Raw genomic sequence first — 25,083 nt, 5'->3', positions numbered from 1 at the left:
CTCCCCGGACCGGGCCGCCCGTTACGGTCCGGTCCGGTCCGACCCGGTCCGGTTCGGTTCCGGGGAGTCGCCCGGTCGTCGGGGCCCGGTCGGGTTCGGTTCGGTTCGGTACCGGGAGTCGCCCGGTCGTCCGTCCCGGTCCGGCCGGTCCCGGGGGGCGCCCGGCCTTCGGGTTCGGTCGGGTTCGGTCCGGTTCCGGGGGGCGTCCGGTCCTGAAGTCGCCCGGGTCCTGAAGCCGGCCGGGCCCCCGGGGCTCAGCCCGTGACACCCAGTCGCGCCCGCCAGGCCGTGAACTGCGCCGCCGGGTCGCCCGTCCACGCCCACGGCAGATGCGCGGCCCGGTCCCCGAGGAGCACGAAGAGCCCGCCCGCCTCCAGGTGCAGCCCCGCGTGGCAGGCCGCGTGGGACAGGTAGTTCAGCTCGGGGACCTCCTGCGGCGGGACCGGCCCGTCAGCCCGCAGCAGGATCCACCGCTCCCAGGTGCGGCGGATCTCCGTGACGGCCAGTTCGTGCTTCCAGTGCTGGTCGAAGCCGCGGACCACGCGGCCCTGCGCGGTGTCGCGCACGTACCGGTACTCCTCCGCGCGCGCCACCTGCACCAGCACCGGCAGCGGGGAGCCGGGCGGCGCCGCCCCCGCCGCGTCCCGCGCGAAGTCGTACATCCGGCCGTGCGAGCCGTGCCAGCGGGCCGAGTGGTAGCGCATCAACTGCACATGGCCCTCGACGTTGTACGGGTCGCGCCGCCGCATCTCGTCCCACCAGCGGCGCAGTTCGCGGCGCGGCACCCCGTCCTCGTAGAGCCGGGCCACGGTCAGCAGCGACACCCACGGCATGGGGTCGGCCGGGTGCCGGGACGCGGCGTCCAGGCAGACGCGGACGGCGGCGTCGAGGTGGTCGCGGCCGACCCCGGTGCCCCGCCGGGGCGGCGCGTGACCCGCGGCGATCGCCCGGTGGAAGACGCCGACGACCTCCGTGGCGGCGCGGAGCACGGCGGCGTCGGCGCTGGCCGGTTCGGCGTCCTGCCACATCCGCGTCGCCGACCGGCCGGCCGCGGCGTGGGCGAGGACCCGGATGCGGTGGGTGCGCCGGGCCCAGTCGTCACCGCCGTCGCGCAGCAGGTCGCGCACGCCCTGCCAGCGTCCGATGACGATGTCGTCCAGGGTCTCGGAGAGGGCCCGGTCGCCGTGCGAGGGGTCGAAGTCGGGGACGAAGCGGCGGCGCTGGGCGCGCGGCACACGGGACGGGCGGGGCGCACGCGGCGTCCTGCGGACACGGGGTATCCGGGGCACTGCGTACCTCCCTTCTGCGGGTGCGTGGGGGTCGGAACCCCCGGTACCGGTGGCGGTACCGGAGCCGGAACGACGCGGTGGCCCTGGGGACCGCCGGGTCAGAAGTCCGTGGCGAGGGCGCGGTCGCGGTACCCGGGATGCTCCGGATGGTCCGGGTGGTCCGGGTGCCCGGAGCCCGGCCCCTCGACCCGGCCGCCACCCGGCGGGGGCACCGAGGCGTCCAGCCGTGCGGGCCGGTAGTAGGAGCTGCCGCGGCGCCGGTACACCAGCATCGGCACCAGCCCGGCCGCCAGCCCGCCCAGCCCGATCACGATCGACGCCCGGCTCAGCGCCGCCAGCGCCTCGACGAAGATCCACAGCATGAACAGCGCCCCGAACAGGGGCCACAGCCCGCCGAGGACCGCGTCCCGCACCGACCGCAGCAGCGTCCTGCGGTACGCGACCACGGCGGCGATGCCCGCCAGCCCGTAGTAGAACGCGATCTGGAGCCCTATGGCCGCCACCGCTGCCGCGAGGACATCGCCGACGGAGCCGAGCACGGTGGAGGCCAGGAACATCACCAGCGCCACGCCACCGACCGCGCAGATCGCGACCCAGGGTGTGTGCCGCCGCCGGTGCACCAGACCCAGCGCCGGCGGCATCGTCCGGTCCCGGCCCATGGCGAAGAGCGAACGCGTCACCTGGAGGAGCGTCGTCTCCAGGGTCGCGACCGTGGACAGCAGCACGGCCACGATCAGCAGCTTCCCGCCGATGCCCGGCCAGACCGCCTCCCCGAGGACGGTGAGCACCTGGGAGCCGGCCGCGTGGATCTGCTCGGCGGAGAGCACGGTGTTGACCGCGATGGTGAACGCCTCGAAGAGGAGGAAGACGACGCCGACGCCGATGAGCGCGGCGAGCCCGGCCGTGCGCCGGCTGTCCCGGGTCTCCTCGCTGAGGTTGCTGGTCACGTCCCAGCCCCAGTAGTAGAACGCGGCGATCAGCGCGCCCGAGGCGAAGCCGGCCGGCCCGTCGAAGTGCGCGAAGCCCAGCCACGACCAGTCGAACGCGACCCCGGCCCCGCCGTGCACCAGCGCGGCGGCCACGAAGACGACCAGGATCACCAGCTCCACACCGGACAGCAGGAGTTGGGCCCGTACGGTCAGCCGGATGCCGCCGAGCACCACCAGCAGCATCGCCAGGAACCACCCGGCGCCCGCGAGGGTGGCGAGCAGCCGGTCCCCGGCGAGCGCCGGGTCGAAGAGCGCCAGGGTCATCTGCCCGGCGGGCAGCGAACCGGCCACCATGAAGATCGTGGTGGACACGACCAGCGCCCAGCCGGACAGGAACCCGAGGAACGGGTGGAGGGTGCGGCCCACCCATGAGTAGCCCGCGCCCGCGTTGACGTCGAGCCGCCCCAGGCGTCCGTAGGCGAGAACGATGCCCAGCATCGGGATCGCGCAGTAGAGGAGGGCGGCCGGGCCGGCGAGCCCCACGGTGGCGACGAGCACGGCGGTGGTCGCCGCGATCGAGTACGCCGGGGCGCTGCCCGCGACGGCCACGACGACGATGTCGAACGTCCCGAGGACACCCGGCCGAAGCCCTCGGGCGGAGCTGCTGCGCATGAAATCTCCGAATGCCCTGGTGCCGCGCGGGAGTTGCGGGGCGGGTCGGAAACGGACGGACGCCCGTGTGCGGAGGGGACCCCTCCGTCGACGGGAGATCGTGCGCATCGTAGTCGGATGTGTGCGCTGAGGTGAGGGGGCGGGGGTGGTGATCGGGGTGGCGGTTTCCGGGGCGGTCCGGCGGCGAGGTCGTAGAGTCGGAGGCATGGCAGCAGAGGCAGCGGACTCCCCAACCGTGCGGATCGACGTGTGGGTCTGGTCAGCGCGGCTGACCAAGACGCGCTCCCAGGCCTCCGCGGCCTGCCGCGCGGGGCACGTCCGCCTCGGCGGCGAGCGGGTCAAGCCCTCGCAGCCGGTACGGGTCGGGGACCAGGTCCGGGTGTTCCACTCGGGCCGCGAACGCGTGGTCGTCGTCAGGCAGATCCTCCGCAAGCGGGTCGGCCCGCCGGTCGCGGCCCTGGCGTACGAGGACCACAGCCCGCCGCCCCCGCCCCGGGAGTTCACCGCCCCGGCCGTGGTCCGCGACCGGGGGGCGGGGCGGCCGACCAAGCGGGACCGGCGGGAGCTGGAGCGGCTCTTCGGCAACCGTCCGAAGGACTGAGCCCCCGACCCGGCCCGCCCCCGTCCGGGCGCCACCCGCACCCGGCCGTCCCGTCCGGGCACAGCCGGACCTTGTCCGTTCCCCTACGTCTCCGTGCGTCACCGTCGGAGCGCCGCCCGCACCCGGCCCGTCCCGGCGATACCCGCACCCGGCCGTCCCCGTCCGGGCGCGATGGGCCTCGTCCGTCCCCGTCCGAGCCTCGCCCCCACCCGGTGGGCCGCGCCGTTCCCGGTCCGTCAAGCGTTGTCGTCCCTGGCCGGGGACGTGATCGCGCGGGCCGCCCGGACCTCCTGGCGCAGGGGTTCCAGCACCCCGTCCGCCTCACCGGGCAGGTCGGCCCGTACCTCGACCAGCTCCTCGTTGGTCCGCACCCCCTCCGCCAGTCCCCGCAACTGCCGCTCCACGGCGGTGACCTCGTCGTCCCCGGGCGGCTCCGCGCCGTGGTCGACGCGCACCCGGGCCGCCGTCGTCGCGTCGACGATCCGCTCCACCGCGACGACCAGCGGCCACCAGGCGGCCGCCCGTCTGCCGGTCGGCGGCGGCTCGGTCAGCGCGCGCTGGAACTCCGAGCGGACGGACGACAGGTCCCGGTACAGCTTCCTCCGCCGCCGGACCCGCTCCGCCTGAGCGAAACCGCCGAACGCCCCCGCCACATACGCCGCCGTCTCGTCCACCGCGTCCGCCAGCCGGTCCCCGATCCGGGTGTGCCAGCTCTCCGGCCACAGCAGATACCCGGCCACGATCGCGATCGTGCAGCCGATCAGGCTGTCCACGAGGCGCGGCAGCACCAGATGGAAGCCCTCGTGGTTGAGCAGGTCAGACAGCAGCAGGATCACCGGCGTGACCGCCATCGTCTGGAAGACGAAGCCCTTCGCCGCGAACGCCGGGATCAGTGCGGCGAGCAGGACCATCACCGGCACGTCCGCCCAGCCGCGCGGCACCGCCGCCAGCACGGCCGCCGCGACCAGCAGCCCGGCGGCCGTCCCGAGCGCGCGCAACAGCGCGCGCGAGAACACCGAGCCGAAGTCCGGCTTCATCACGAAGGTGACGGTCAGGGCGACCCAGTACGACCGGGCCACCGGCACCAGCGACACGAAGGACTGGGCGACGCCGATGCACAGGGCCAGCCGCAGCCCGTAGCGCCACGACTCCTCGGAGAGCAGGACGTCCCGCGCCGCGCGCCGGACGCGGATCCGCAGGGCCGCGGGGCGTCCGAGCCGGTCGTCGTCGGTGGGCGCGGACTCCAGGTCCGGATGGTGCACTACGTCGGAGGCGTAGCGCAGCGCGCTGTCGACCGCCCGGTCCGCCGGGCCCTCGGGCGGCGGCAGATCGAGCGGCGGTGCGGAGCGGCGGCCCGAGTCGATGGAGTGAGCCAGCTCCCGGACGGCCGCCGCGATCTCCGGACGGCGTGAGGCCCGGCCGTACCGGTGCGCCGCGGCGGCCGACTCGACGAGCGGGATCACCGCGTTGAGCTGCGCGAGCAGCCGCACCATCGGACCGCGCCGCCCGTGGTCGCGGGCCCGGCGGCCCAGGACGGCGTCATAGGAGGCATCGAGCGCCCGGGTCACCTCATGGCGCCGGGCGTCGTAGAGGGCGGTGTCGTCCGTGCCCGCGATCTCGAACAGCGCGGCGACGGCGCGGTACGCCCCGGCGACCGCGGACTGCTCCGGGGCGCGACGGCGCAGAGGCCAGCCCAGCAGGGTGAGCAGCAGGACGAAGAGGCCGCCAGCGGAGAGCAGCAGTGGGGCCGTCCACCACGGTTGCGGCATCGGCAGGCCGGCGCCGACCACGGAGTTCAGCAGGAGGAGCAGCCCTGACACCGAGGCCACCGCGCCGATGGTCGAGATCATCCCGGAGATCAGGGCGACGAAGGTGATCACGGCGACGGCGGTCCAGCCGTGCCCGTAGACCAGGGTCCCGATGGTCACCCCGACCGCGCCGAAGAACTGCGGGACTGCGATGTTCAGCAGGCGCATCCGGTAGGCGTCGGCGGTGTCGCCGAGGACGCCGGATAGCGCGCCCATCGAGGCGAGCGCGCCGTACTCGGGCCGGCCGGCGGCGGTGCCGACGGCGATCGGCGTGGCGAGCGCGATCCCGGCGCGGACGACGGAGGCCCAGGGGATGGGCGCGTCCTGCGGGCGCAGCCCGCGCAGCAGCCAGCCGGGCGGACTCCCGGGACGCCGCACCACTGGTCTGGCGCCTGACGTGCGGCGGCGCACGGGACCGTCGGCGGTGGCGCCGGCCTCGGGGCCGTCGTCAGCGGCGGCGGCCTCGGGCCCGTCGCCCCCGGAGCCGTGGCCGGACGTGTCCTCCTCGCGCTCCCTCATGGTTGCCACCACACCCCCGCGCGGCCCGCCGGCGCAAATCCGCCAGCCCTGCCTGCCCCGTCCGCTCTGTTTGCCCGGCTTGTCCCGCGCGCCTCGCTCGATCCGCCCGCCTCGCTCGTTCCGCCGGGGCCGGACCGGACGCGGGTGCGGGCGGTGGGCGGTGGGCGGAGGTCAGCCCTGGTAGTTCTCGACCTCGTCGGCCGGCTGGAGCTGGGCCGTGTCCGGGTCCTCGCCGTACTCGGACTTGGCGCGGCGCCTGCGGAGCAGGTCCCAGCACTGGTCGAGGCGGATCTCCAGCTCCTTCAGCCGCGCCTGCCGGCCGGCGTCCAGGCCGCCCTGGCTCAGGGCGTGGTCGCGCAGGGCGCGTTCCTCCTCGACCAGTTCGCCGATGCTGTCGATGATCTGCTCGTCGTCCATGACGGCGGCCTTTCCGTAGCCGAGGTGCGGCTCGATGTGCGGTGCTGTTTCTCCCGCCGGTCCCGGCGGTTCTCCGACCGGTCCCGGGTGGTTCTCCCGCCGGTCCCGGCCGGTGGGTCAGAGTGTGAAGACGGTCTTGCCGCGTGCGCCGCCGGCGCGGTTCTGCGCGAGGGCGTCCGGGGCCTTCTCCAGGGGGAGTTCGGCGTCGAGCGGCGTCCGCAGCGAGCCCTCGGCGGCAGCCGCGGCCAGCGCCTCGAGCAGGGTCGAGGAGGCGTGCAGGGTGAACGCCACACCCTCCACCTCGCCCGTCAGCGCGGCCGGTTCGGCCCCGGCGCAGGTGGCCACGGCCAGTCCGCCGGGCCGTACGAGCGCCGCGTTCCGGGCGAAGGCGCCGGGGGTGTCCGAGACCAGGTCGGCGACGGCGTCGACCCCGTCCGGGCAGGCGGCCCGGACCGACTCGCCGAGATCCCCGGCGGTGGCGTCCACCGTGACCGCGGCGCCCAGCTCGCCCATCCGCCGGCGTTCGTCGCCCCGGACCACGGCCACCACCCGGAGACCGCGGGCCGCCCCGAGCTGGGTCAGGCAGCTGCCCACCCCGCCGGCGGCGCCCGTCACCAGCAGGGTCTGGCCGCCGACGAGGCCCGTGCCGGCGAGGAGCTGGGCGGCGGTCATACCCGCGGTGGGCAGCATCGCGGCCGTGCGCAGGTCGAGCCCGGCGGGCACCAGGGCGACGGGTCCGTCCTGGTGGACGGCGAGGTACTCGGCGTAGGCGCCCGCCCCGGCCGCCGCATGCCGGGGCCGTGCCCGGCCGAAGACGGGGTCGCCGACCCGGAAGCGGTTGTCCCCCGGTCCGACCACGTCCACCTTCCCGGCGAAGTCCGCGCCGAGGACCAGCGGGAACGCGGCCGCGTCACCGTCGGCCACCGTGCCCCGGCCCGCCAGGGCGTCCCGCTCCGGACCGCTGCCGGCCTGGCGGCCGACGCCGTCCGCGGTCTGCCAGTCGACCGGGTTGAGCGCCGCGTACTCGACCTTGACCACGATCTCGCCCTCACCGGGCTCCGGCTTGGGCACCTGCACCACCTCGGGCTCGGCCCCGAATCCGCCCACCGTGACAGCGCGCATCCGCCATGCCTCCCTGAAAGGGTGCCCGGGCCCCCTGAAGGGTGCCCCGGCTTCTCGCCTCCTCACTCTGACCCTGTGGGCCGGTCAGCGCACGTCGTGCAGGTCGAGGCCGACGAGCACGGCACGATGGTCGGTGCCGGGGAGGTCCAGGAAGCGCGCCGAGCGCACCGAGAAGTCCCTCCCCACCAGCACATGGTCGATCTGCGCCCCGAACGGCCGGGGTGCCGCGGCGGGCCAGCTCGGGGTGCGCCCTGCGCCCGCAAGGACCGCGCTGTCCCGCAGTCCGCCCGCGGCCACGACCCGGCGGAACGCGGCGTGGTCGCCGGTGGCGTTGAAGTCCCCCGCGAGCACCGTCGGTCCGTCCCGGTGCCCGGCGGCCCAGGTGCGCAGCTCGCCGAGCTCGCGACGCCACTCGGCGAGGGCCCCCGGCACGGGCGGCATGGGGTGTGCGAGCTGGAGGTTCACGCGGTGGCCCGCGATGTCCGCCACCGCGCCGGGCATGGCGAGGGTGGCGGGCACCCCGGCGGTGGGGGTCAGGGGGTGGGTGCTGAGGATCGCCGACCCCGCGGCGCCGCCCTCGTCCACGACATGCCGGTACGGGTACAGGTCGCGGGGAAGACCGGCGGTGAGGGTCCGGGAGCAGGCGGGGTCGCACTCCTGTACGAAGACGAGGTCGGGTCGCTCCTCTCGCAGGGTGTCGACCAGGGCGCCGGTCGCCGCGCCGTATTCGACGTTCGCCGTGAGGACCTCGACGCGGGCGACCGCCCGCCCCGGTGGCGGGTCGTCCAGCCCGGTGTCGTGCGGTCTGACGAACCAGCCGACGACCGCAAGCACCACCACCGCCCAGATGGTGAGGAGACGGCGGCGGGCGAGCAGGGCCGGCACCAGGGCGAGGCCCGCGGGGACGAGCAGCCACGGCAGGAAGGCGAGCAGCTGGACGACCGGGGTGGGGCCGTCGGTATCCGCGGCCCGGCAGACGGCCGCCGCCGTCGGCGCAGTCAGCAGCAGGCCCACCGTCCAGGCGGTGCCACGGCCCTTCCGGCCGGGCGCGGGCGCGCTGCCGTACGCCGTGCCACCGGGCGAGCCGTCCGTCACATCGATCACTTCCTGTGCCTCCCGCCGACAAGGACGCCGGTCCCCGCGAGATCGTTCCTGGCGGCGGCACCGCGTCGCCGGGTACGGCGCACGGCACCTCCCGGGCCGGGCGGGGCCGCGGGGCGCACGCGGCCTCCGTCCAGGAGCCAGCCTCGCCCGCCTCCGCCCGGACTTGCCCGGCGGCGCGAGCGGGTGTGCCCTGAGAGGAGGACGCGCGGGGGTGAGCGGGAAGGAGCTCTGCGCCATGGCCACACAGACTGTGACGCCCGGTGGGCGGCAACACCGCAGGTCCGATCGGGAGCACCGCAGCCCGATGGGCTTCGTGCTGCCGGCCCTGCTGGCGGTGACGGCGGGCGTGTGGGCGGCCTCCGTCCTGCGCTTCCAGGACGGAGGCGTCGCCACCGGCGGACAGTGGCTCGTCGGCATCATCCTGGCGATCGTGCTCGGGGCACTGGCCTTCGTGCTCGGCCGCTATGGCAAGGCCCTGCCCAGGGAGGCCCGCGCCGCGGCCTGGGGCGCCCTGGGCGGAGCGACGATCGGCTTCATGACGAGCCTGGCCGGGGGCAGCGTGCTGCGCGCCGCCGCCATCGGCCTGGCCTGCGGGGCCGGCGTCGGGGCGGCCACCTTCTACGCCTTCTACGTACGGGAGTGACATACCTACTGTGCGCGAGTCCCGGTCCAGCACCTCGCGCGGCCGGGACTCGCGTGCGTCCAGGGGATGGCGGGCGGCCCGCCGGATCGGATCTGGCGGGCGCGCGGTCGCGTCTCGCGCCTTCTACGTGAGAGCCGGAAACAGCCGGCCACGGGAGCCGGACGGAGACCGGCGGAGGGAGGCGCACCGTGCGGGAGGAGGACCGGGGCCAGAGCCGAGCGGGTGGTGACGACAGCCACGAGGTCGCCGCACCGCGGCGGCGACCGGAGCGGGAAGCGGACGGAGACGACACCGGGCCCCTGCGGGTCGCCGTGATCATCGGCAGCACGCGGGAGGGCCGCGTCGGCGAGAAGGTCGGCGAGTGGTTCCTCCGCCTCGCCGGCGACCGCGACGACGTGGAGCCCCGGGCCGTCGACCTGGTCGACTTCGACTTCCCGGCCCGCTACCCGGACCACACCACCGCGCACATCCGGGATTTCGTCCAAGAGGTCGACCGTGCGGACGCCTTCGTCGTCGTGACCCCGGAGTACAACCGCTCCTTTCCCGCCTCCCTCAAGCAGGCCATCGACTACGCGTACGACGAGTGGCACACCAAGCCGGTGGCCTTCGTCAGCTACGGCCACGGCTCCCGCGGTCTGTACGCGGTGGAGCACCTCCGCTCCGTCTTCACCGAACTCCACACCGTGACCATGCGCAACGGAGTCGCGGTCAACCTCCTCGACGACGTGCTCGACGAGCGCGCCGGCGCCGCCTCCCTGATGCTCGACCAGCTCCACTGGTGGGGCACGGCCCTGCGGGACGCCCGCGCCCGGCGCCCCTACGCCTCATGACCCGCCACCCGCCACCCGCCACCCGCCACCCGCCGCCCGCCCGCGGCCCGGGCCGCGCCGACCGATGACTTCCCGCACCCGCCGGGGTCTCCCCTTCCACGGACCAAAGGAACCGAAGGACTGACGATGAGTACAGATCTTGCGATCGAGACCACCGGGCTGGTCAAAGTGTTCGGCGACAAGCGCGCCGTCGACGGCGTCGACCTCCGGGTGCCGACCGGTACGGTCTACGGGGTCCTCGGTCCCAACGGAGCGGGCAAGACGACCACCGTGCGGATGCTCGCGACCCTGCTCCGCCCGGACGGCGGCGAAGCCCGGGTCTTCGGCAAGGACGTGCAGAAGGACGCCGACGCGGTCCGCAGCCGGGTCAGCCTCACCGGGCAGTACGCCTCGGTCGACGAGGACCTGACGGGCACGGAGAACCTCGTGCTCCTCGCCCGGCTTCTCGGCCACTCCAAGCCGGCCGCCCGCGACCGGGCCGCGCAGCTGCTGGAGGCGTTCGGCCTCAGCGAGGCGTCCGACAAGCAGGTGAAGAACTACTCGGGTGGTATGCGGCGCCGTATCGACATCGCCGCCTCGATCCTCAACACCCCGGAGCTGCTCTTCCTCGACGAGCCCACCACCGGTCTGGACCCGCGCAGCCGCAACCAGGTCTGGGACATCGTCCGGGCGGTGGTCGCGCACGGCACCACCGTCCTGCTGACCACGCAGTACCTGGACGAGGCCGATCAGCTCGCCTCGCGGATCGCCGTGATCGACCACGGCAGGGTGATCGCCGAGGGCACCAAGGGAGAGCTGAAGTCGTCCGTCGGCTCCGGTTCGGTGCACTTGCGGCTGCGCGAGGCGGACCAGCGGCCCGAGGCGGAGCGGGTCCTGGTCTCGGTACTCGGCGCCGAAGTCCAGCTCGACTCCGACCCGGTCGCCCTCACCGCCCGGGTGCGCAACGGCAGCGAGCGCGGTGCCGCCGAACAGGCGGCACACGCCCTGGCCGAACTGGCCCGGGGCGGCATCGTCGTGGACAACTTCGCGCTGGGCCAGCCCAGCCTGGACGAGGTCTTCCTCGCCCTCACCGACAAGAAGAAGGGGGCGGCAGCATGAGCACCGCGACCACCACCAAGGACACCGTCGACGTCGAGTTGGAGGCCCCCCGGGCCGACGACCTGGCGCGCCTGCTGGTCGCCACGGACCGCCCGCCGCGGCCGAGCGCGCTCTCCGCCTCGCTGACCTTCGGCTGGCGGGCGATGCTCAAGATCAAGCATGTGCCGGAGCAGCTCTTCGATGTGACGGCGTTCCCGATCATGATGGTCGTGATGTACACGTACCTCTTCGGAGGTGCGATCGCCGGCTCCGTCTCGGACTACATCCAGTTCCTGCTGCCGGGCATCCTGACCATGAGCGTCGTGATGATCACGATGTACACGGGCGTCGCGGTGAACACCGACATCACCAAGGGCGTCTTCGACCGCTTCCGCACCCTGCCCATCTGGCGGCCGTCCCCGATGGTCGGCTACCTGCTGGGTGACATGGTGCGCTATGTGATCGCCTCCGCGGTGATGCTCGCGGTGGGCATGATCCTCGGCTACCGGCCCCACGGCGGGGTCGTCGGGGTGGTCCTCGGCGTCGCCCTGCTCCTGGTCTTCGCCTTCGCGTTCTCCTGGATCTGGACCATGTTCGGCCTGCTGCTGCGCACCGAGAAGTCGGTCATGGGCGTCAGCATGATGGTGATCTTCCCGCTGACCTTCCTGAGCAATGTCTTCGTGGACCCGCGCACCATGCCGGGCTGGCTCCAGGCGTTCGTCAACAACAGCCCGGTCACGCATGTGGCGACCGCGGTCCGCGAGCTGATGGCGGGCAACTGGCCCACCGCGGACATCGCCTGGTCGCTCGGCTGGGCGGCTGCGCTCCTGGTGGTCTTCGGTTCGGTCACGATGCGGCTCTACAACCGCAAGTGACGGCGGGACGGCCCCCGGCCGCCCCGACCACCCCTCCGTACCACCGCGCAGTTTCCCCTGCCCCTGCCCCCTGCCCCTGCCCCTACCCCTGCCGCCGCCCGGCCCGCCGGACGGCGGCAGCGGCGTGCCGGGAGGCCGGGAGGGCCAGGGACTGTTCGCCCTTCGCCGTTCGTTGCTCACGACCCTTCCCCCTCTGCCCCGGCTCCCCCTCTGCCCCGGCCCGGGGTCAGAGCCGCCAGTGGACGGGCCGGACCGGGCGGTAGGCGCAGGAGGAGCCGGTGCCGACGGACTCCCGGAGATGGGCGGCGAGTTCTGGGTGGAGGGAGTCCAGGCGGCGCAGGGTGTCGCGGATGCGGGCGGTGACGGTCTTGCGGGCCCGTTCCGCCTCGTCGCCGAGGCGGCGGGTCCGGCCGCCCAGCCCGGCGGCCTTGCGCAACTCCTCCAGCAGCGCCTTCCGTTCGGTTTCGTATGCGGTGACACGGGCCGTGTCACCGAGGGCCGCGGCCCGGTCGATCTCCTCGTCCAGCCGGTCGAGGTGCTGCCGGTAGCGGTGCTTGGCCTCCTCGTCGAGGACCGCGTCACCACCGAGTCCGCGGGCGGCGACGACCTCGGCCCCGCCCTCCGGGGCGAGCAGGGACACGGCCGAGAGGTCGCTCCCGGCGTGCCGCAGCAGGGTGTGCAGATCCCGCAGCCCCTTGGCGTCCGGTACGTGCACACTCCGCCCGGCGAAGGTGAGCGCCCACACCGCCCCGTCCCGGCGGAACTCGGGCCGCTCCGCCTCCGTCGCCGGACGGGGCGCCGTCGGACCCGCCGCCACGGGCGCCAACCCCAACCCCGGCCCCGGCCCGGCCCCGGGGCGGCCGATGACAGCGGGAGCGGGGGTGTCCGGCCCAGTGTCCGGCCCGGCTTCCGGGCCCGGTGCGGGCAGCAGATGGGTCAGCCCCAGCTCCCGGGCCTCCTCCCTCACCCGGACCCGCAACCGCAGCGCCGCGGCCGGACCCTCCGCCTCCTCCAGGACCCCGGCGAGGGCGGCCCGCGCCCGGACCGCCCAGGGCCTGGCCTGGAGCCGGTCGGCGGACTCGGCGGCCGCCGTCAGGGCGGCGACCGCGTCCCCGGTGCGGTGCTCGGCGGCGTCCAGCAGGCCCCGCCACAGATCGACCGGCCCGCCGATGTCGCAGCCGTAGAGGGAGACCACCCACTGGCCGCCGTACGGCTCGAGCTCCGCCCGCGAGCGGGCGATCGCCCGGGTGTCGCCCGTGGCCGCCGCCGTCTGCGCCCGCACCCGCATCATCAGCGGCGCGAACGCCCGCGGCATCGGCTCCGGCAGGGCGTCCAGCTCCTCCACCAGCCGCCGGGCGAGCTCCGTCTCCCCCCGCTCCACGGCCGTCAGGGCCTCCAGCAGACGCGGATAGGGGTGCCCGGTCTCGTCGACCCCGGTGAGCACCGCCTGCGCCTCGTCGAGCCGTCCCATGAGCAGCTTCAGGGCCCAGTCCATGTGCAGCGCCATGAACAGGAAGGCCGCGTGCTGGTGCTGCTCCTCCATGGCGCTGTCCAGCAGTTCCCTCGCCTCGTCGAACCGGCCGGTCAGCCCGGCGACCAGGGACCGGTCCACCGACACGGCCATCTCGAAACGGCGCACCCCCGCCCGCTCGGCCAGGGCCACGAAGCGATGCACCTGGGCGTGGAAGCCCGGGTCCCCCAGCTCCAGCAGCGAGACCCAGCGCATCGAGGTGGCGTGCAGCTCCATCTCGGGGTTCCCCGTGCGGCGGGCGACATCGGCCATCTCGTCCGTCAGATCGAGCCGCTCCGCGGCGGTGCCCAGCCCCCAGATCGCGTCGTGCCGGGCCCACAGGGAGAAGGACAGCGCGTCGTCGTCCCCCTCGTCGCGGGCGAGGGCCGTGCAGCGGATCGCGAGATCCCGGGCGATCTGCTCGTTCGACAGCCCGGCGAGTTCCTCCTGGTCGCGGGCGACGAGTCGCCGGTAGGAGTCGCGGAGCAGCCGCTGGGTGCGCCGGCGCTCCTGCTCCCCGTGCATCTCGGCCTGGCTGTGCAGGGTGATCGCCACCCGGGCCAGCAGCTCGGGGGCGTCCAGCTCCTCGGCGAGGTCCGCCGCGCGGTCGAAGCACTCCCACGCCTCGGTCTCCTCGCCCGCGTGGCGCAGCTCGCCGCCCAGGTCGAGCAGGACCAGCGCACTCCGGCGGGCGTCCCCCTCGGCCGCCTCGGCGGCGCGGCGGAAGTGCCCGATGGCCTCCTCCGCGGAGAGCCGGCCCGAGGCGTCCCGCGCGGCGGCGACCAGCAGATCGACCCGGGTGCCCCGGTCCACCTCGCCACCGGCCAGATAGGCGTGCCGCGCCAGGTCCGCCGGGAGGGCGGGCACCCCGGAGCCGGGCGGCCCGGGCCGGTCCCGGAGCGCCCGGACGGCGGCCGCGTGCCGGGTCCGTGCCTCCGCCTCGCCCAGCCCGTCGTACAGGGTCTCCCGGACCAGGTCGTGGGCGAAGGCGAACCGCCCGCTCGTGCGCGGTGTGACCAGCCGGGCGGCGACGGCCCGCTCCAGCAGCCGGTCCACATGGGGGACGGGCGCCGAGGAGGCGGCGGCGAGCACCTGCCGGTGGAACTCGCGCCCCAGCACCGCGGCCGTGACCAGCAGCTCGCCGACCGGGTCCGGGAGCAGGGCGAGCCGCCGTCTGACCGCCTCCCGGACCCCCGGGGCGATCGCGGTGACCGGGTGTCCGCTGTGCCAGATACGGGCGGTCTGCTCGACGAAGAACGGATTCCCCCCGGTGCGCCGGTGCACCTCGTCGACGAGCGCGGGCTCGGGCTCGCCCCCGGCGATGACGGCGATCAGCGCGCCGACCTCGTCCCGCTCCAGGCCGGTCAGGGTCACAGCGGCGCCCGCGCGGGCGGCGAGGGGCAGGATCAGACGCTGGAGCGGGTGGTCGGGGGCCTCCACCTCCACGTCCCGGTAGGTGCCGATCAGCAGCAGCCGTTCGAACCAGGCGTGCTGCGCCGCGAACTCCAGCAGCCGCAGGGAGGCGGGATCGGCCCAGTGCAGGTCCTCCAGGACGACCACGACCGGCCGGTGCTGGGAGACGGTGACCAGGGCCGTCGTCACCGCGTCGAACAGGGGGAAGCTCTCCCCGCCCGGCTCGGGGCCGGCCGACTCCGCCTCACCCTGGGCCTCCCCGAGCAGCACGGCCAGCAGCCCGCCCGCGGCCTTCTCGGCCTCCTCCCAGACCTCGGGCCCGGCCCCCCGGCGCAGCCCCCGGACCACCTGCACCCAGGGCCAGTAGCCCGGGGCGCTGTCCGAGTCCCAGCAGGAGCCGCCGAGGACGAGCGCACCGCGCCGGCGGGCCTCGTCGGCCGCCTCGGTGACCAGGGTCGTCTTGCCGATGCCGGCCTCGCCGGTGACCAGCACCAGGCCCCCGTGGCTGTCCGTCGCCCGGCCGATCTCGGTCCGGAGGACGCCCGCGGGGTGGTCGCGCCCGATGAGTCCAGAGGTCATGCGCCACACGATAGGCCGCTGCTCGGACATCCCACCGGCCCTGTGGAGAACCCCGCGTTCCGCTCCCCGCGACCTGGGGAAATCCCTGATTCCGCCTGTCGCACGGGCCGGCCCGGGACGGCGGGAGGACCGTCGCGCGTCCGCGCGGGCAGCCGGGCCCGATCGGGCAGACCCGATCGGGCAGACCCGGGCGGGCAGAGCCGGTCCGGTCGGAGCCGGACCGTGCCGAGCCGGTCCGGTCCGTGCCCCCCGGCCCGGACCGGGCGGCAGGAGCCGGCCCCGGCGTCCCTACGCCGTCGCCGTCGTCCCCCGCACCACCACCACCGGACACGGCGCGTGCTGCGAAAGGTGCAGCCCGACCGAGCCCAGCAGAGCTGCCTTGAACCCGCTGTAGCCCCGGTCCCCGACGACCACCAGGGATGCCCCCTGGGCGCGGTCCATGAGCGCCTGCGCGGGGTTGCCGACCAGGACCGTGCGCTCCACGGCCGCCGCGGCCTGCGCGCCGAGGGTCTGCTCCAGGGTGTCGTCGAGGATCTTGGCGGCCATTTGCTCCGGGTCGAAGTCCGGCGGCAGCGCGGGGACCATCGACGCCCAGCCGGCCGCCGGGTACTCCCAGCTGATGACGGCCTCCAGCGTCTCCCCGCTCAGGCCGGCCTGCCGCACCGCCCACCGGAGCGCCTCGACGGACGGTTCGGAACCGTCCACGCCCACGACGATCCGTCCGTTCCCTGCCATGTCGCCACCTCCGCGGCCGCCGAGCTGCTGTGCGACGCGTCGTCGCGCCGCTGCCGCGTCGCGTCGTCGCATCGTGCCTGGTGGGGGTGCGCGCTTTCGCGGCACCCCCACGCAAGCCTATGCAAAACTACGCAAACAGGTGGGCAGGGCTGGGTCGCTCCGCACGTTCCGCCGCACGTCCCGCCGCATGGGCGGGCATCAGCGAGGCCAGTTCGCGGCCCGCCCGGGCGATGCGTTCCGGCAGCCCCTCGGTGAGCGCGTCGCCGCTCCCGCCCCAGTCCTCCGAGGCCGCGTACACCGCCGTCGGCACGACCAGGGCCCGCAGGTACGCGAAGAGCGGACGCAGCGCGTGCTCCAGGACGAGGGAGTGCCGGGCGGTGCCGCCGGTCGCCGCCACGAGCACCGGGGTGCCGGTCAGTGCCTCGGGCTCGACCAGGTCGAAGAAGGACTTGAACAGCCCGCTGTAGGAGGCGGTGAACACCGGGGTGACGGCGATCAGGCCGTCCGCCTCCGTCACCGCCCCGATCGCCTCCTCCAGGGCCGGCGCGGGGAAGCCGGTCACGAAGTTGTTGGCGATCGACACGGCGAGGTCGCGCAGTTCGACGACGCGGAGGTCCACGGGCCGGTCGTCCGACGCCAGTTCACGGCGGACGGACTCGGTGATCCGGTCGGCGAGCAGCCGGGTGGACGAGGGGACGCCGAGTCCGGCGGACACGACGACGAGCTTCAGGGCGCCGACACCGGCGTCGGCACCGGCACTGGCACCGGCACCGGCGGCAGCGCCGTTCGTCTGCTGAGCGGTGGTCATGGCCGTCATGCCTCCTTCGGAGCGTCGGCGGACAGGGAAACGGCAGCAAGAGAAACGGGGCCGGCAGCGGAAGCCGGTGCGGGGGCCGCGGCGGCCAGGTCTTCGCCGGGCCCGGTCGCCTCGCCCGCGCCCGCCCCCGGCACTGCCGGGTGAAGCGGCGCGGACTCCGGCACGCCGGCCGGCCGCAGGCTCGCGAACTCCTTGCGCAGCACCGGCACGACCTCCTCGCCGAGGATGTCGAGCTGCTCCAGCACGGTCTTCAGCGGAAGTCCCGCGTGGTCCATCAGGAACAGCTGGCGCTGGTAGTCGCCGACGGCGTCGCGGAAGCCCAGCGTCCGCTCGATGACCTGCTGCGGGGAGCCCACGGTCAGCGGCGTCTGCTCGGTGAAGTCCTCCAGCGAGGGGCCGTGCCCGTAGACCGGGGCGTTGTCGAAGTAGGGGCGGAACTCGCGCACCGCGTCCTGGGAGTTCTTCCGCATGAACACCTGACCGCCGAGGCCGACGATCGCCTGCTCCGGGGTGCCGTGCCCGTAGAAGGCGTACCTCTTCCGGTAGAGGTCGACCATCTTCCGGGTGTGGGACATGGGCCAGAAGATGTTGTTGTGGAAGAAGCCGTCACCGTAGTACGCGGCCTGCTCGGCGATCTCCGGGGAGCGGATCGAGCCGTGCCAGACGAACGGCGGGACTCCGTCCAGCGGGCGCGGGGTGGACGTGAAGCCCTGGAGGGGGCTGCGGAACGTGCCCTCCCAGTCGACCACGTCCTCCCTCCACAGCCTGTGGAGGAGTGCGTAGTTCTCGATGGCGAGCGGTATGCCCTGGCGGATGTCCTGGCCGAACCACGGGTACACCGGGCCGGTGTTGCCGCGGCCCATCATCAGGTCGACGCGGCCGTCCGCGATGTGCTGGAGGTAGGCGTAGTCCTCGGCGATCTTCACCGGGTCGTTGGTGGTGATCAGGGTGGTCGAGGTGGAGAGGATCAGCCGGTCCGTGCGTGCCGCCAGGTAGCCGAGCAGAGTGGTCGGCGAGGAGGGGACGAAGGGCGGGTTGTGGTGCTCGCCGGTCGCGAAGACGTCGAGCCCGACCTCCTCCGCCTTCTGTGCGATGGCGAGGGTGGCCTTGATCCGCTCGTGCTCGCTCGGCGTGCGGCCCGTGGTCGGGTCGGTCGTGACGTCGCCGACGGTGAAGATGCCGAACTGCATGACGGTCACCTCTCCCTGGTGGTCCATGGTCCGTCGTCCGTTGCCCACCATGTTGGTTGAATGTTGAACTATGCCATTCAACCACGACCCCTCTCCCTCTATTCCGACGGCCCCGGGCCTGCGCCGCGGGGCCGTCGGAAGCGAGGATTCGCAGGTCGGGGACTCCGCAGGCCGGGGCTCGCAGGTCACTCCAGCCCGGACGCCGCCGGGAAGAGCTGGCGGAAGGCGTCTGCGGACTCGGTGCCCGAGCGGCCGAAGGGCGCGTCGAAGTCCCACACCAGGAACAGCAGGAAAGCGATCAGCGCACTGAACAGCCCGGCGAGCAGCAGCTCCCGGAACGACCGCCCGATCTGCATGGTGAAGATCAGCCCCACGGTGATGACCGCACCGCTGATGAGTCCGAACCAGACGATGCCGGGCAGGGTCGCCTCCGCCCCTTCCGCCCGTGCGTTGCGCGCGTCCTCGGCCAGGGCCACCTTGTCCAGCATCGGCTGGTACGCCTGCGCCTCCAGTTCGTTCGCCGGGGGGCGCTCCGCCACGACCGTGCGCACCGAGGCGAGCAGCTCCGTCCCGCGCGGCGACAGCTCCTCCCGCTCGATCATGCGCGGCCACTCGTCCACCACGACCTCGGTGACATAGGCGTCGATGTCCGTGCGCAGCCGCTCCCTGAAGTCCGCCGGGTAGACCTGGGCGCGCTGGGTGACCTCGTGGAGGGCCTGCGCCTCGGCGCGCACCGCGTCCTGGGCCGCGCCGCGCGCCTCCCAGACGCCCGCGATGGCCAGGCCGAGGACGATCGCGTAGACCACCCCGACCATCATCACCATGTACTCGAGGACGTCCGGTGTCTGCGGGGGCTCGGCCGCCGGCGCCGCCTCCGCCGTCGCGCGCCTGCGCTGGCTGAGGACGGTGACGACGAGGACGACGGCGCAGGCGGCCGCCATCACGGTGCCCAGGACGAGCCATTCGGACATGGGTGAACTCCGTGGGGATGCGGAACGGTTGGGGCGGGGTGTGGATCAGGCGCGTCCGCGCCGGGCGGCGGACTGCGAGCGCGGTCGCAGCAGGGCCGCCGCCAGCACGGCCGGTGTGGTGGTCACGAGCATGAGCACGGTGAGCGGTGTCCCGGGCCTCTCGGGTGCGCCGGCGGCGGGGCGGTAGGTCCGGATGGTCACCGCCTCCACCTGCCGGGGCGGGCCCGGCGCGGGGGCGGGCGGCACCGCACGGGGCAGGGCCGGGGCGGGAGCCTCGGCGGGCTCCGGCTCGGGCTCGGGTTCCGGCCGCGGGGCCGGCGGGGGCACCTGGGCCGGCGCGGGGTCGGGGGGCTCCGGTGGTGCGGGCGCCGGCGCGGGTGGAGGCGGCGGCGGAGGCGTGGGTGCCGGGGTGGGGGTGGGTGACGGCGTAGGCGTAGGCGTAGGACTGGGTGTGGGTGTGGGTGTGGGTGTGGGTGTGGGGGTCGGTGTCGGCTCCGGTGGTTCCGGGCAGGGCGGCGGCGGGGGGCAGTGGCCGACGGACACGGAGGCGTGCGCCCCGGACGGCAGCTCGACGTCCACGCACACCCCGGGGTGCGAGCCGCCCGTCACCGAGACCGTCCCGACCCCGACGCCGGGCACCGGGCCTCCCGTGACCGAGACGGTCCCGGCGGTGACGCCGACCCGGGGCGCTGCCCCGTCCGTACCCCCGTCGTCGGATGCCGAGGTGACCCGGGGCGCTGCCCCGTCCGCACCCCCGTCGTCGGACGCCGAGGTCCCGATGCCCGCCCCCTGGGCGCCGAGAACCACCGCGATCCCCAGCGCGCTCACCTGCTGCCATCCCGCCACGAGCGCCACGGTAGAGGTCGGGAATGGGGTCGAATGGCCAATATCACCCGTACGGATGACCGGTGTGTTCGCCGTACATATTCCGGCCGTTCCTCGGCTACGGTGACGGACATCATTTTGCACCTTGTTGCAAAAAACCCGGGAGGCGCATAGAACTGGCTCGACACCCGAGCGAGGAGGCTCCGATGAGTACGCGCACCGCACCGCCGACCCCGGCCCCGTACCCCCACCTGCTGCGCCCGCTCGACCTCGGATTCACCACCCTCCCCAACCGGGTGCTCATGGGGTCGATGCACGTCGGTCTGGAGGAGGCCGAGCGGGGCTTCGAGCGGATGGCCGCCTTCTACGCGGAGCGCGCCCGCGGGGGCGTCGGCCTCATCGTCACGGGCGGTATCGCCCCCAACGACCGGGGCCGCCCCTACGAGGGCGGGGCCACCCTCACCACCGCGGCGGAGGCGGACCGGCACCGGGTGGTCACGGACGCGGTGCATGCCGAGGGCGGCCGGATCGCCATGCAGATCCTGCACTTCGGGCGGTACGCGTACCACCAGGACCTGGTCGCCCCGAGCGCGATCAAGGCCCCCATCAGCCCCTTCGTCCCGCACGCGCTCACCGACGACGAGATCGAGGAGACCATCGGGGACTTCGTCCGCGCCGCCGTCCTCGCGAAGTCGGCGGGCTACGACGGAGTCGAGGTCATGGGCTCCGAGGGCTACTTCGTCAACGAGTTCATCGCGGCGTGCACCAACCACCGCACCGACCGCTGGGGCGGCTCCTACGAGAACCGCATACGGCTGCCGCTGGAGATCGTCCGGCGCACCCGTGAGGCGGTCGGCGAGGACTTCATCCTGATCTACCGGCTCTCCATGCTCGACCTGGTCCCCGGCGGCTCCTCCCTGGAGGAGGTGGTCACCCTCGCCAAGGCGGTCGAGGCGGCCGGGGCGACCATCATCAACACCGGCATCGGCTGGCACGAGGCCCGTATCCCCACCATCGCCACCTCCGTGCCGCGCGCCGCGTACACCTGGGTGACGAAGAGGCTGATGGGCGCGGTCTCCGTGCCGCTCGTCACCAGCAACCGGATCAACACCCCCGAGGTCGCCGAGCAGCTGCTCGCCGAGGGGCGGGCGGACATGGTGTCCATGGCGCGGCCGTTCCTCGCCGACCCCGCGTTCGTCGCCAAGGCGGCGGCCGGGCGGCCCGAGGCGATCAACACCTGCATCGGCTGCAACCAGGCCTGCCTGGACCACACCTTCAGCCTGAAGATCACCTCCTGCCTGGTCAATCCGCGCGCCTGCCACGAGACCGAGCTGGTCCTCGCCCCCACCCGGCGTGCCAAGCGCGTCGCCGTCGTCGGCGCCGGACCCGCCGGGCTCGCCTGCGCGGTCTCGGCCGCCGAACGCGGCCACACCGTCACCCTGTTCGACGCGGCCGGGGAGATCGGCGGCCAGCTCAACATCGCCAAGCGCGTCCCGGGCAAGCAGGAGTTCGACGAGACCCTGCGCTACTTCCGCCACCGGCTCGACGAGGAGGGCGTCGACGTCCGGCTCGGCGTCCGCGTCACCGCCGCCGACCTGCCGGCCGAGGAGTACGACGAGGTCGTGGTCGCGACCGGTGTCACCCCCCGCGTCCCCGGGATCGAGGGCGTCGGCCACCCCAGCGTCGTCAGCTATCTGGACGTGCTGCGCGACGGCGCCCCGGTGGGCGAGCGGGTCGCCGTGGTCGGCGCGGGCGGGATCGGCTTCGACGTCGCCGAGTACCTGACCGACGGCGGCGAGGACGCGAGCCGGGACCCGGAGACCTGGTTCCGGCAGTGGGGCGTCGACACCTCCTACGCCGCCCCGGGCGGCCTCACCACACCTGAGCGCCCGGCCCCGCCGCGGACCGTGCACCTCCTCCAGCGCAAGACGAGCAAGGTCGGTGCCGGCCTCGGCAAGACCACCGGCTGGATCCACCGCACCGAGCTGAAGCACCGCGGGGTCACCATGACGGCGGGCGTGAGCTACGACCGGATCGACGACGAGGGCCTGCACATCACGGTGGACGGCGCACCGTCCGTGCTGGCGGTCGACACCGTCGTACTGTGCACGGGCCAGGAGCCGCAGCGCGCCCTCCACGAGGAACTGCGCGCCGCCGGCCGCACGGTGCATCTCATCGGCGGCGCGGACGTGGCCGCCGAGCTGGACGCCAAGCGCGCCATCGACCAGGGCACCCGCCTCGCGGCCGAGCTGTGACCCGGCGCACGGGCCGTCCCGGCGCGCGTCCCTAGGATGCGGCCATGTCCCTGCCCCACGCCATCCTCACGGCCCTGCTGGAGAAGCCCTCGTCCGGACTGGAGCTGACCCGGCGGTTCGACCGGTCGATCGGCTACTTCTGGCCCTCCACCCACCAGCAGATCTACCGGGAGCTGGGAAAACTGGAGCAGGCCGGCCACATCCGCGTCCTGCCGTCCGCACAGCCGACCCGCGGGCAGAAGAAGGAGTACGAGGTGCTGCCCGCGGGCCGCGGGGAGCTGGCCGCCTGGGTGGACCGCAGCGAGGACCCGCGGGCCGTGCGCGAGCCGCTGCTGCTGCGGCTGCGCGCCGCCGCGGTCGTCGGCGGGTCGGACCTGACGGACGAGCTGGTACGCCATCTGGAGCTGCACCGGGCCCAGTTGGCGGATTACGAGGAGATCGAACGCCGCGACTTCCCGCCCGAGCGCCGGATCAGCCGGGAGGACCGGCTGCGCCATGTGGTGCTGCGCGGGGGCATCGAGCTGGAGACCTTCTGGACGACCTGGCTGACGCGGACGCTGGCGGAGCTGGCGGACGAGCCCGTCCCGGCCGAGCCCGTCCCGGCAGAGCCCGTCCAGGCCGAGCCCGTCCCGGCAGAGCCCGCCCTGGCAGAGCCCGTTCCGGCCGAGCCGGCGGAGGGCCCCGGCGGGACGGCTCCGGATGCGGTCCCTGACGGTCCGTGAGATCGTCGCCGCGTGACCGACTCACTGATCGCCGCCTGCTGTGCGGCCGCGCTCGTTCTGATGGCCCGGTCCGTCGTCGGCCTCCGCAGGGCCGGGGGCGGGGGCGACCCCTCGGCGGAGGCCCGGTCGGTGACCCTGGCCGTGTACGGGGCGGTGCTCGCGCTGGTGACCCTGGGCCTCTTCATCGCCCTCGCCTGACGGCTGCCGACGCCCGGTGTGACCCGGTGCCACGGATCCGCCCGGGTCAGCGCCGCTCCCGGCCGCCGGCCGCCCGCTCGTCCAGGACCGCCAGCACCCGCGCGCACCAGCGCAGGTTCTCCTCCTCGAAGGCCCGGCCCCGCATGAGGGTCAGATAGGGGCCGACCCGCTCCGCCTCGCGCAGGTACCGCTCCTCGTCCCGGCCGTCCAGCAGCCGCTCGCGCAGCCGCTCGTACCGGGCCAGCTTCTGACGCGACGCCTCGGCGCGCGCCGCCACCAGAGCCCGGGCGGCGGCCGGATCGCCCGCGTCCACCGCCTGGATCTTCACCAGGAGGTCGTCCCGGACGGCGGTGGGCCGGGGCGGCTCGGCCGTGAACGCGGCGAGTTCCGCGAGGCCCGCCTCCGTGAGTGTGAACACCCTCTTGTCCGGGCGTCGTTGCTGCACCACCACCCGGGCGCTGATCAGCTCCTCGCCGGCGAGGCGTTCCAGCTCCCGGTAGAGCTGCTGCGGGGTCGCGGACCAGAAGTTCGCCACGGCGGCGTCGAAGAGCTTGGCCAGGTCGTAGCCGGACGCCTCGCCCTCCAGGAGGGCCGCCAGGACCGCGTGCTTCAAGGACATCTGGACACGCTAGCACCGGGGTGATTATTCTCCTCCGCACCTATTCAAATTGTTGAGTATGTGCGTCGGCCCGGTAGGGACGGACCGGCGCCGGTCGGAGCGAGGGAGTGGACCGTGCAAGCATTCCGCAGGGCCGTGGAGGCCGGGGACCATGACGCCGTCGCCGCGCTGCTGGCCGACGACGTGGTCTTCACCAGCCCGGTCGCCTTCCGCCCGTACCCGGGCAAGGCGATCACCGCCGCGATCCTGCGCGGGGTCTCGCGGGTCTTCGAGGACTTCCGCTACGTCCGGCAGATCGGCGACCCGGACGGCCGCGACCACGCGCTGGTGTTCACTGCGCGGGTGGGTGAACTCACCATCGAGGGCTGCGACTTCCTCCACCTGAACGAGGAGGGCCTGATCGACGACTTCACCGTGATGGTCCGCCCGCTCTCGGCGGCGCAGGCGCTCTCCGAGGCGATGGGGGCGCAGTTCGACCGTATCCGCGCGGAGGCGTCGGGCACCACCGCCTGACCGGCCCGGCGCCGGGCCGGACCCGTGGGCGTGGGCCGAGCCCGGGCGTGGGCGTGGGCGGGCCCCGCTCCGGAAGCCGTACCCGGCGTGAAGGGGCCCGGTTGCCGGGTTCCGGCAGGCCGGGTGGGTGGGTCCCTGCCGGTCGGGGGGCTGATGCCTGCCCGTTCTCCGCGCCTACGGTGGAACCCGGGCGGCCGGTACTGCCGGGAAGGGGCAGCGGCCGTCGGGAGCGAGAGGGAGGGTCGCGTGGGGGACCGTCATGAGCCCGTCATCCGGCGCAGCCGGTGGGGGACGAGCAACTACGAGTTCAACCCGAACAATCCGGTCGGGCTGGCGCTCACCGTGGTGGTGGTCGTGGTGGTCGGCATCGTGATGATCATGATGGGGACCCGGTCCGGGCCGTTCGCCCACCCCGAGGCGGAGCCCACGCGCGGCCCGTCCCACTCGGTGTACGAGGACCCGTGGACCGGGACGGGCCCGGAGGGCGACCCGACGCCCTGAGGCGCCGGATGCCGGGCCCTGCGTGTCAGGAGCCCGGCGGAGGCGGGACCGGGCCGGGGACGGTCTCGCCCCGGATGACGCGTGGGTCCGCCGCCGGCGCCCCCGCCGTCGGGGCGCCGGGGTCGTGGGCGGCCGGGCCCGGGGCCGGGGCCACGGTGCCGTGGGCCGCCGGCGATCCGGGGGCGGGGGCGTCCGAGCCGTCCTGGTTCTTCATCGTCCGCGCCTCGCTCTTGAGGATGCGTGCCGCCTTGCCCGCGTTGCGGGCGAGCTCGGGGAGCTTCTTCGCGCCGAACACGATGAGGAGGACGATCAGGAGTATCGCGAGCTCGCTGAGTCCGAACACCGGTTT

The 25,083-nt window shown here is 74.3% G+C and carries 23 protein-coding genes and 1 pseudogene; 10 read left to right on the top strand and 14 right to left on the bottom strand.

Translation table 11 applies throughout. The features are described from left to right. Window positions 1–254: 254 nt before the first annotated feature. The gene (locus C593_RS0103905) at window positions 255–1,280 is read right to left on the bottom strand and encodes a hypothetical protein (RefSeq protein ID WP_486591076.1); all 1,026 of its coding nucleotides are present in this window, start codon (window positions 1,278–1,280) and stop codon (window positions 255–257) included. Window positions 1,281–1,387: 107 nt separating this feature from the next. Then, the gene (locus C593_RS0103900; RefSeq protein ID WP_018846006.1) at window positions 1,388–2,890 is read right to left on the bottom strand and encodes an APC family permease; all 1,503 of its coding nucleotides are present in this window, start codon (window positions 2,888–2,890) and stop codon (window positions 1,388–1,390) included. A 205-nt stretch (window positions 2,891–3,095) separates the two neighbouring features. Here C593_RS0103900 and C593_RS0103895 point away from each other — a divergent pair, with 205 nt between their 5' ends. Further along, complete coding sequence (locus C593_RS0103895; protein WP_026277326.1) at window positions 3,096–3,491, top strand: RNA-binding S4 domain-containing protein; 396 nt, start codon at window positions 3,096–3,098, stop codon at window positions 3,489–3,491. Window positions 3,492–3,727: 236 nt separating this feature from the next. On the opposite strand, the gene C593_RS0103890 is transcribed toward C593_RS0103895, so the two are convergent. The 4 genes from C593_RS0103890 to C593_RS0103875 all read right to left on the bottom strand — a co-directional run bounded on the left by C593_RS0103890 (window position 3,728) and on the right by C593_RS0103875 (window position 8,452). Next, complete coding sequence (locus C593_RS0103890; RefSeq protein ID WP_018846004.1) at window positions 3,728–5,818, bottom strand: FUSC family protein; 2,091 nt, start codon at window positions 5,816–5,818, stop codon at window positions 3,728–3,730. Window positions 5,819–5,989: 171 nt separating this feature from the next. Next, on the bottom strand, window positions 5,990–6,235 hold the full coding sequence (locus tag C593_RS0103885) for a DUF2630 family protein (protein WP_018846003.1): 246 nt from the start codon (window positions 6,233–6,235) through the stop codon (window positions 5,990–5,992). A gap of 117 nt (window positions 6,236–6,352) precedes the next feature. Continuing rightward, window positions 6,353–7,357 (bottom strand): NADP-dependent oxidoreductase, encoded by a 1,005-nt coding sequence (locus C593_RS0103880; protein ID WP_018846002.1) that lies wholly within the window; start codon window positions 7,355–7,357, stop codon window positions 6,353–6,355. An 84-nt stretch (window positions 7,358–7,441) separates the two neighbouring features. Further along, entirely contained in the window at window positions 7,442–8,452 is a 1,011-nt protein-coding gene (locus C593_RS0103875; protein ID WP_018846001.1) for an endonuclease/exonuclease/phosphatase family protein, read from the bottom strand. Window positions 8,453–8,696: 244 nt separating this feature from the next. Here C593_RS0103875 and C593_RS0103870 point away from each other — a divergent pair, with 244 nt between their 5' ends. From C593_RS0103870 to C593_RS0103855, 4 genes are all read left to right on the top strand, one after another. Further along, window positions 8,697–9,104, top strand: coding sequence for a hypothetical protein (locus C593_RS0103870; protein ID WP_026277323.1), 408 nt, complete (start codon window positions 8,697–8,699; stop codon window positions 9,102–9,104). 188 nt (window positions 9,105–9,292) lie between these two features. Continuing rightward, on the top strand, window positions 9,293–9,934 hold the full coding sequence (locus C593_RS0103865; RefSeq protein WP_018845999.1) for an NAD(P)H-dependent oxidoreductase: 642 nt from the start codon (window positions 9,293–9,295) through the stop codon (window positions 9,932–9,934). 126 nt (window positions 9,935–10,060) lie between these two features. Continuing rightward, on the top strand, window positions 10,061–11,032 hold the full coding sequence (locus C593_RS0103860) for a daunorubicin resistance protein DrrA family ABC transporter ATP-binding protein (RefSeq protein ID WP_018845998.1): 972 nt from the start codon (window positions 10,061–10,063) through the stop codon (window positions 11,030–11,032). Next, window positions 11,029–11,886, top strand: a complete 858-nt coding sequence (locus tag C593_RS0103855) for an ABC transporter permease (protein ID WP_018845997.1) — start codon at window positions 11,029–11,031, stop codon at window positions 11,884–11,886. Before C593_RS0103860 ends, C593_RS0103855 begins: the two co-directional genes overlap by 4 nt. Window positions 11,887–12,112: 226 nt before the next feature. Here the strand turns inward: C593_RS0103855 and C593_RS0103850 are convergent, their stop codons facing one another. From C593_RS0103850 to C593_RS33230, 6 genes are all read right to left on the bottom strand, one after another. Further along, window positions 12,113–15,388, bottom strand: a complete 3,276-nt coding sequence (locus C593_RS0103850; RefSeq protein WP_026277321.1) for an AAA family ATPase — start codon at window positions 15,386–15,388, stop codon at window positions 12,113–12,115. A gap of 288 nt (window positions 15,389–15,676) precedes the next feature. Next, window positions 15,677–16,123, bottom strand: coding sequence for a universal stress protein (locus C593_RS0103845; protein ID WP_018845995.1), 447 nt, complete (start codon window positions 16,121–16,123; stop codon window positions 15,677–15,679). Window positions 16,124–16,250: 127 nt separating this feature from the next. Next, complete coding sequence (locus tag C593_RS0103840) at window positions 16,251–16,931, bottom strand: FMN reductase (protein WP_018845994.1); 681 nt, start codon at window positions 16,929–16,931, stop codon at window positions 16,251–16,253. A 5-nt stretch (window positions 16,932–16,936) separates the two neighbouring features. Then, the gene (locus C593_RS28795; RefSeq protein WP_078521193.1) at window positions 16,937–18,130 is read right to left on the bottom strand and encodes an LLM class flavin-dependent oxidoreductase; all 1,194 of its coding nucleotides are present in this window, start codon (window positions 18,128–18,130) and stop codon (window positions 16,937–16,939) included. 185 nt (window positions 18,131–18,315) lie between these two features. Further along, a complete protein-coding gene (locus tag C593_RS0103830; RefSeq protein WP_018845992.1) occupies window positions 18,316–19,101 on the bottom strand; it encodes a bestrophin-like domain in 786 nt (261 codons plus the stop codon). 45 nt (window positions 19,102–19,146) lie between these two features. Then, window positions 19,147–19,302, bottom strand: coding sequence for a hypothetical protein (locus tag C593_RS33230; RefSeq protein ID WP_199789989.1), 156 nt, complete (start codon window positions 19,300–19,302; stop codon window positions 19,147–19,149). Between the two features lie 830 nt (window positions 19,303–20,132). Between C593_RS33230 and C593_RS0103820 the strand changes: the two genes are divergently transcribed. The 3 genes and pseudogenes from C593_RS0103820 (at window position 20,133) to C593_RS0103810 (ending at window position 23,101) form a co-directional block, all read left to right on the top strand. After that, on the top strand, window positions 20,133–22,181 hold the full coding sequence (locus C593_RS0103820; RefSeq protein ID WP_018845990.1) for an NADPH-dependent 2,4-dienoyl-CoA reductase: 2,049 nt from the start codon (window positions 20,133–20,135) through the stop codon (window positions 22,179–22,181). Window positions 22,182–22,225: 44 nt separating this feature from the next. Continuing rightward, window positions 22,226–22,762 (top strand): annotated as a pseudogene (locus tag C593_RS28785) (PadR family transcriptional regulator); the annotation flags it as partial. 153 nt (window positions 22,763–22,915) lie between these two features. Next, complete coding sequence (locus C593_RS0103810; RefSeq protein WP_018845988.1) at window positions 22,916–23,101, top strand: hypothetical protein; 186 nt, start codon at window positions 22,916–22,918, stop codon at window positions 23,099–23,101. A 46-nt stretch (window positions 23,102–23,147) separates the two neighbouring features. On the opposite strand, the gene C593_RS0103805 is transcribed toward C593_RS0103810, so the two are convergent. Then, window positions 23,148–23,720 (bottom strand): PadR family transcriptional regulator, encoded by a 573-nt coding sequence (locus C593_RS0103805; RefSeq protein WP_018845987.1) that lies wholly within the window; start codon window positions 23,718–23,720, stop codon window positions 23,148–23,150. A gap of 114 nt (window positions 23,721–23,834) precedes the next feature. Here C593_RS0103805 and C593_RS0103800 point away from each other — a divergent pair, with 114 nt between their 5' ends. Both C593_RS0103800 and C593_RS28780 read left to right on the top strand, forming a co-directional pair. Beyond that, window positions 23,835–24,233, top strand: a complete 399-nt coding sequence (locus tag C593_RS0103800) for a nuclear transport factor 2 family protein (protein ID WP_026277320.1) — start codon at window positions 23,835–23,837, stop codon at window positions 24,231–24,233. Between the two features lie 246 nt (window positions 24,234–24,479). Further along, window positions 24,480–24,734, top strand: a complete 255-nt coding sequence (locus C593_RS28780; RefSeq protein WP_018845985.1) for a hypothetical protein — start codon at window positions 24,480–24,482, stop codon at window positions 24,732–24,734. Between the two features lie 25 nt (window positions 24,735–24,759). Here C593_RS28780 and C593_RS28775 read toward each other — a convergent pair whose 3' ends face one another. After that, a complete protein-coding gene (locus C593_RS28775; protein WP_018845984.1) occupies window positions 24,760–25,077 on the bottom strand; it encodes a twin-arginine translocase TatA/TatE family subunit in 318 nt (105 codons plus the stop codon). Between the last annotated feature and the right edge of the window lie 6 nt (window positions 25,078–25,083).

This window comes from Streptomyces sp. CNT372, from assembly GCF_000377145.1.
The sequence above is the reverse complement of the archived record's forward strand: the minus strand, read 5'-3'. Positions and strand labels throughout refer to the sequence as shown.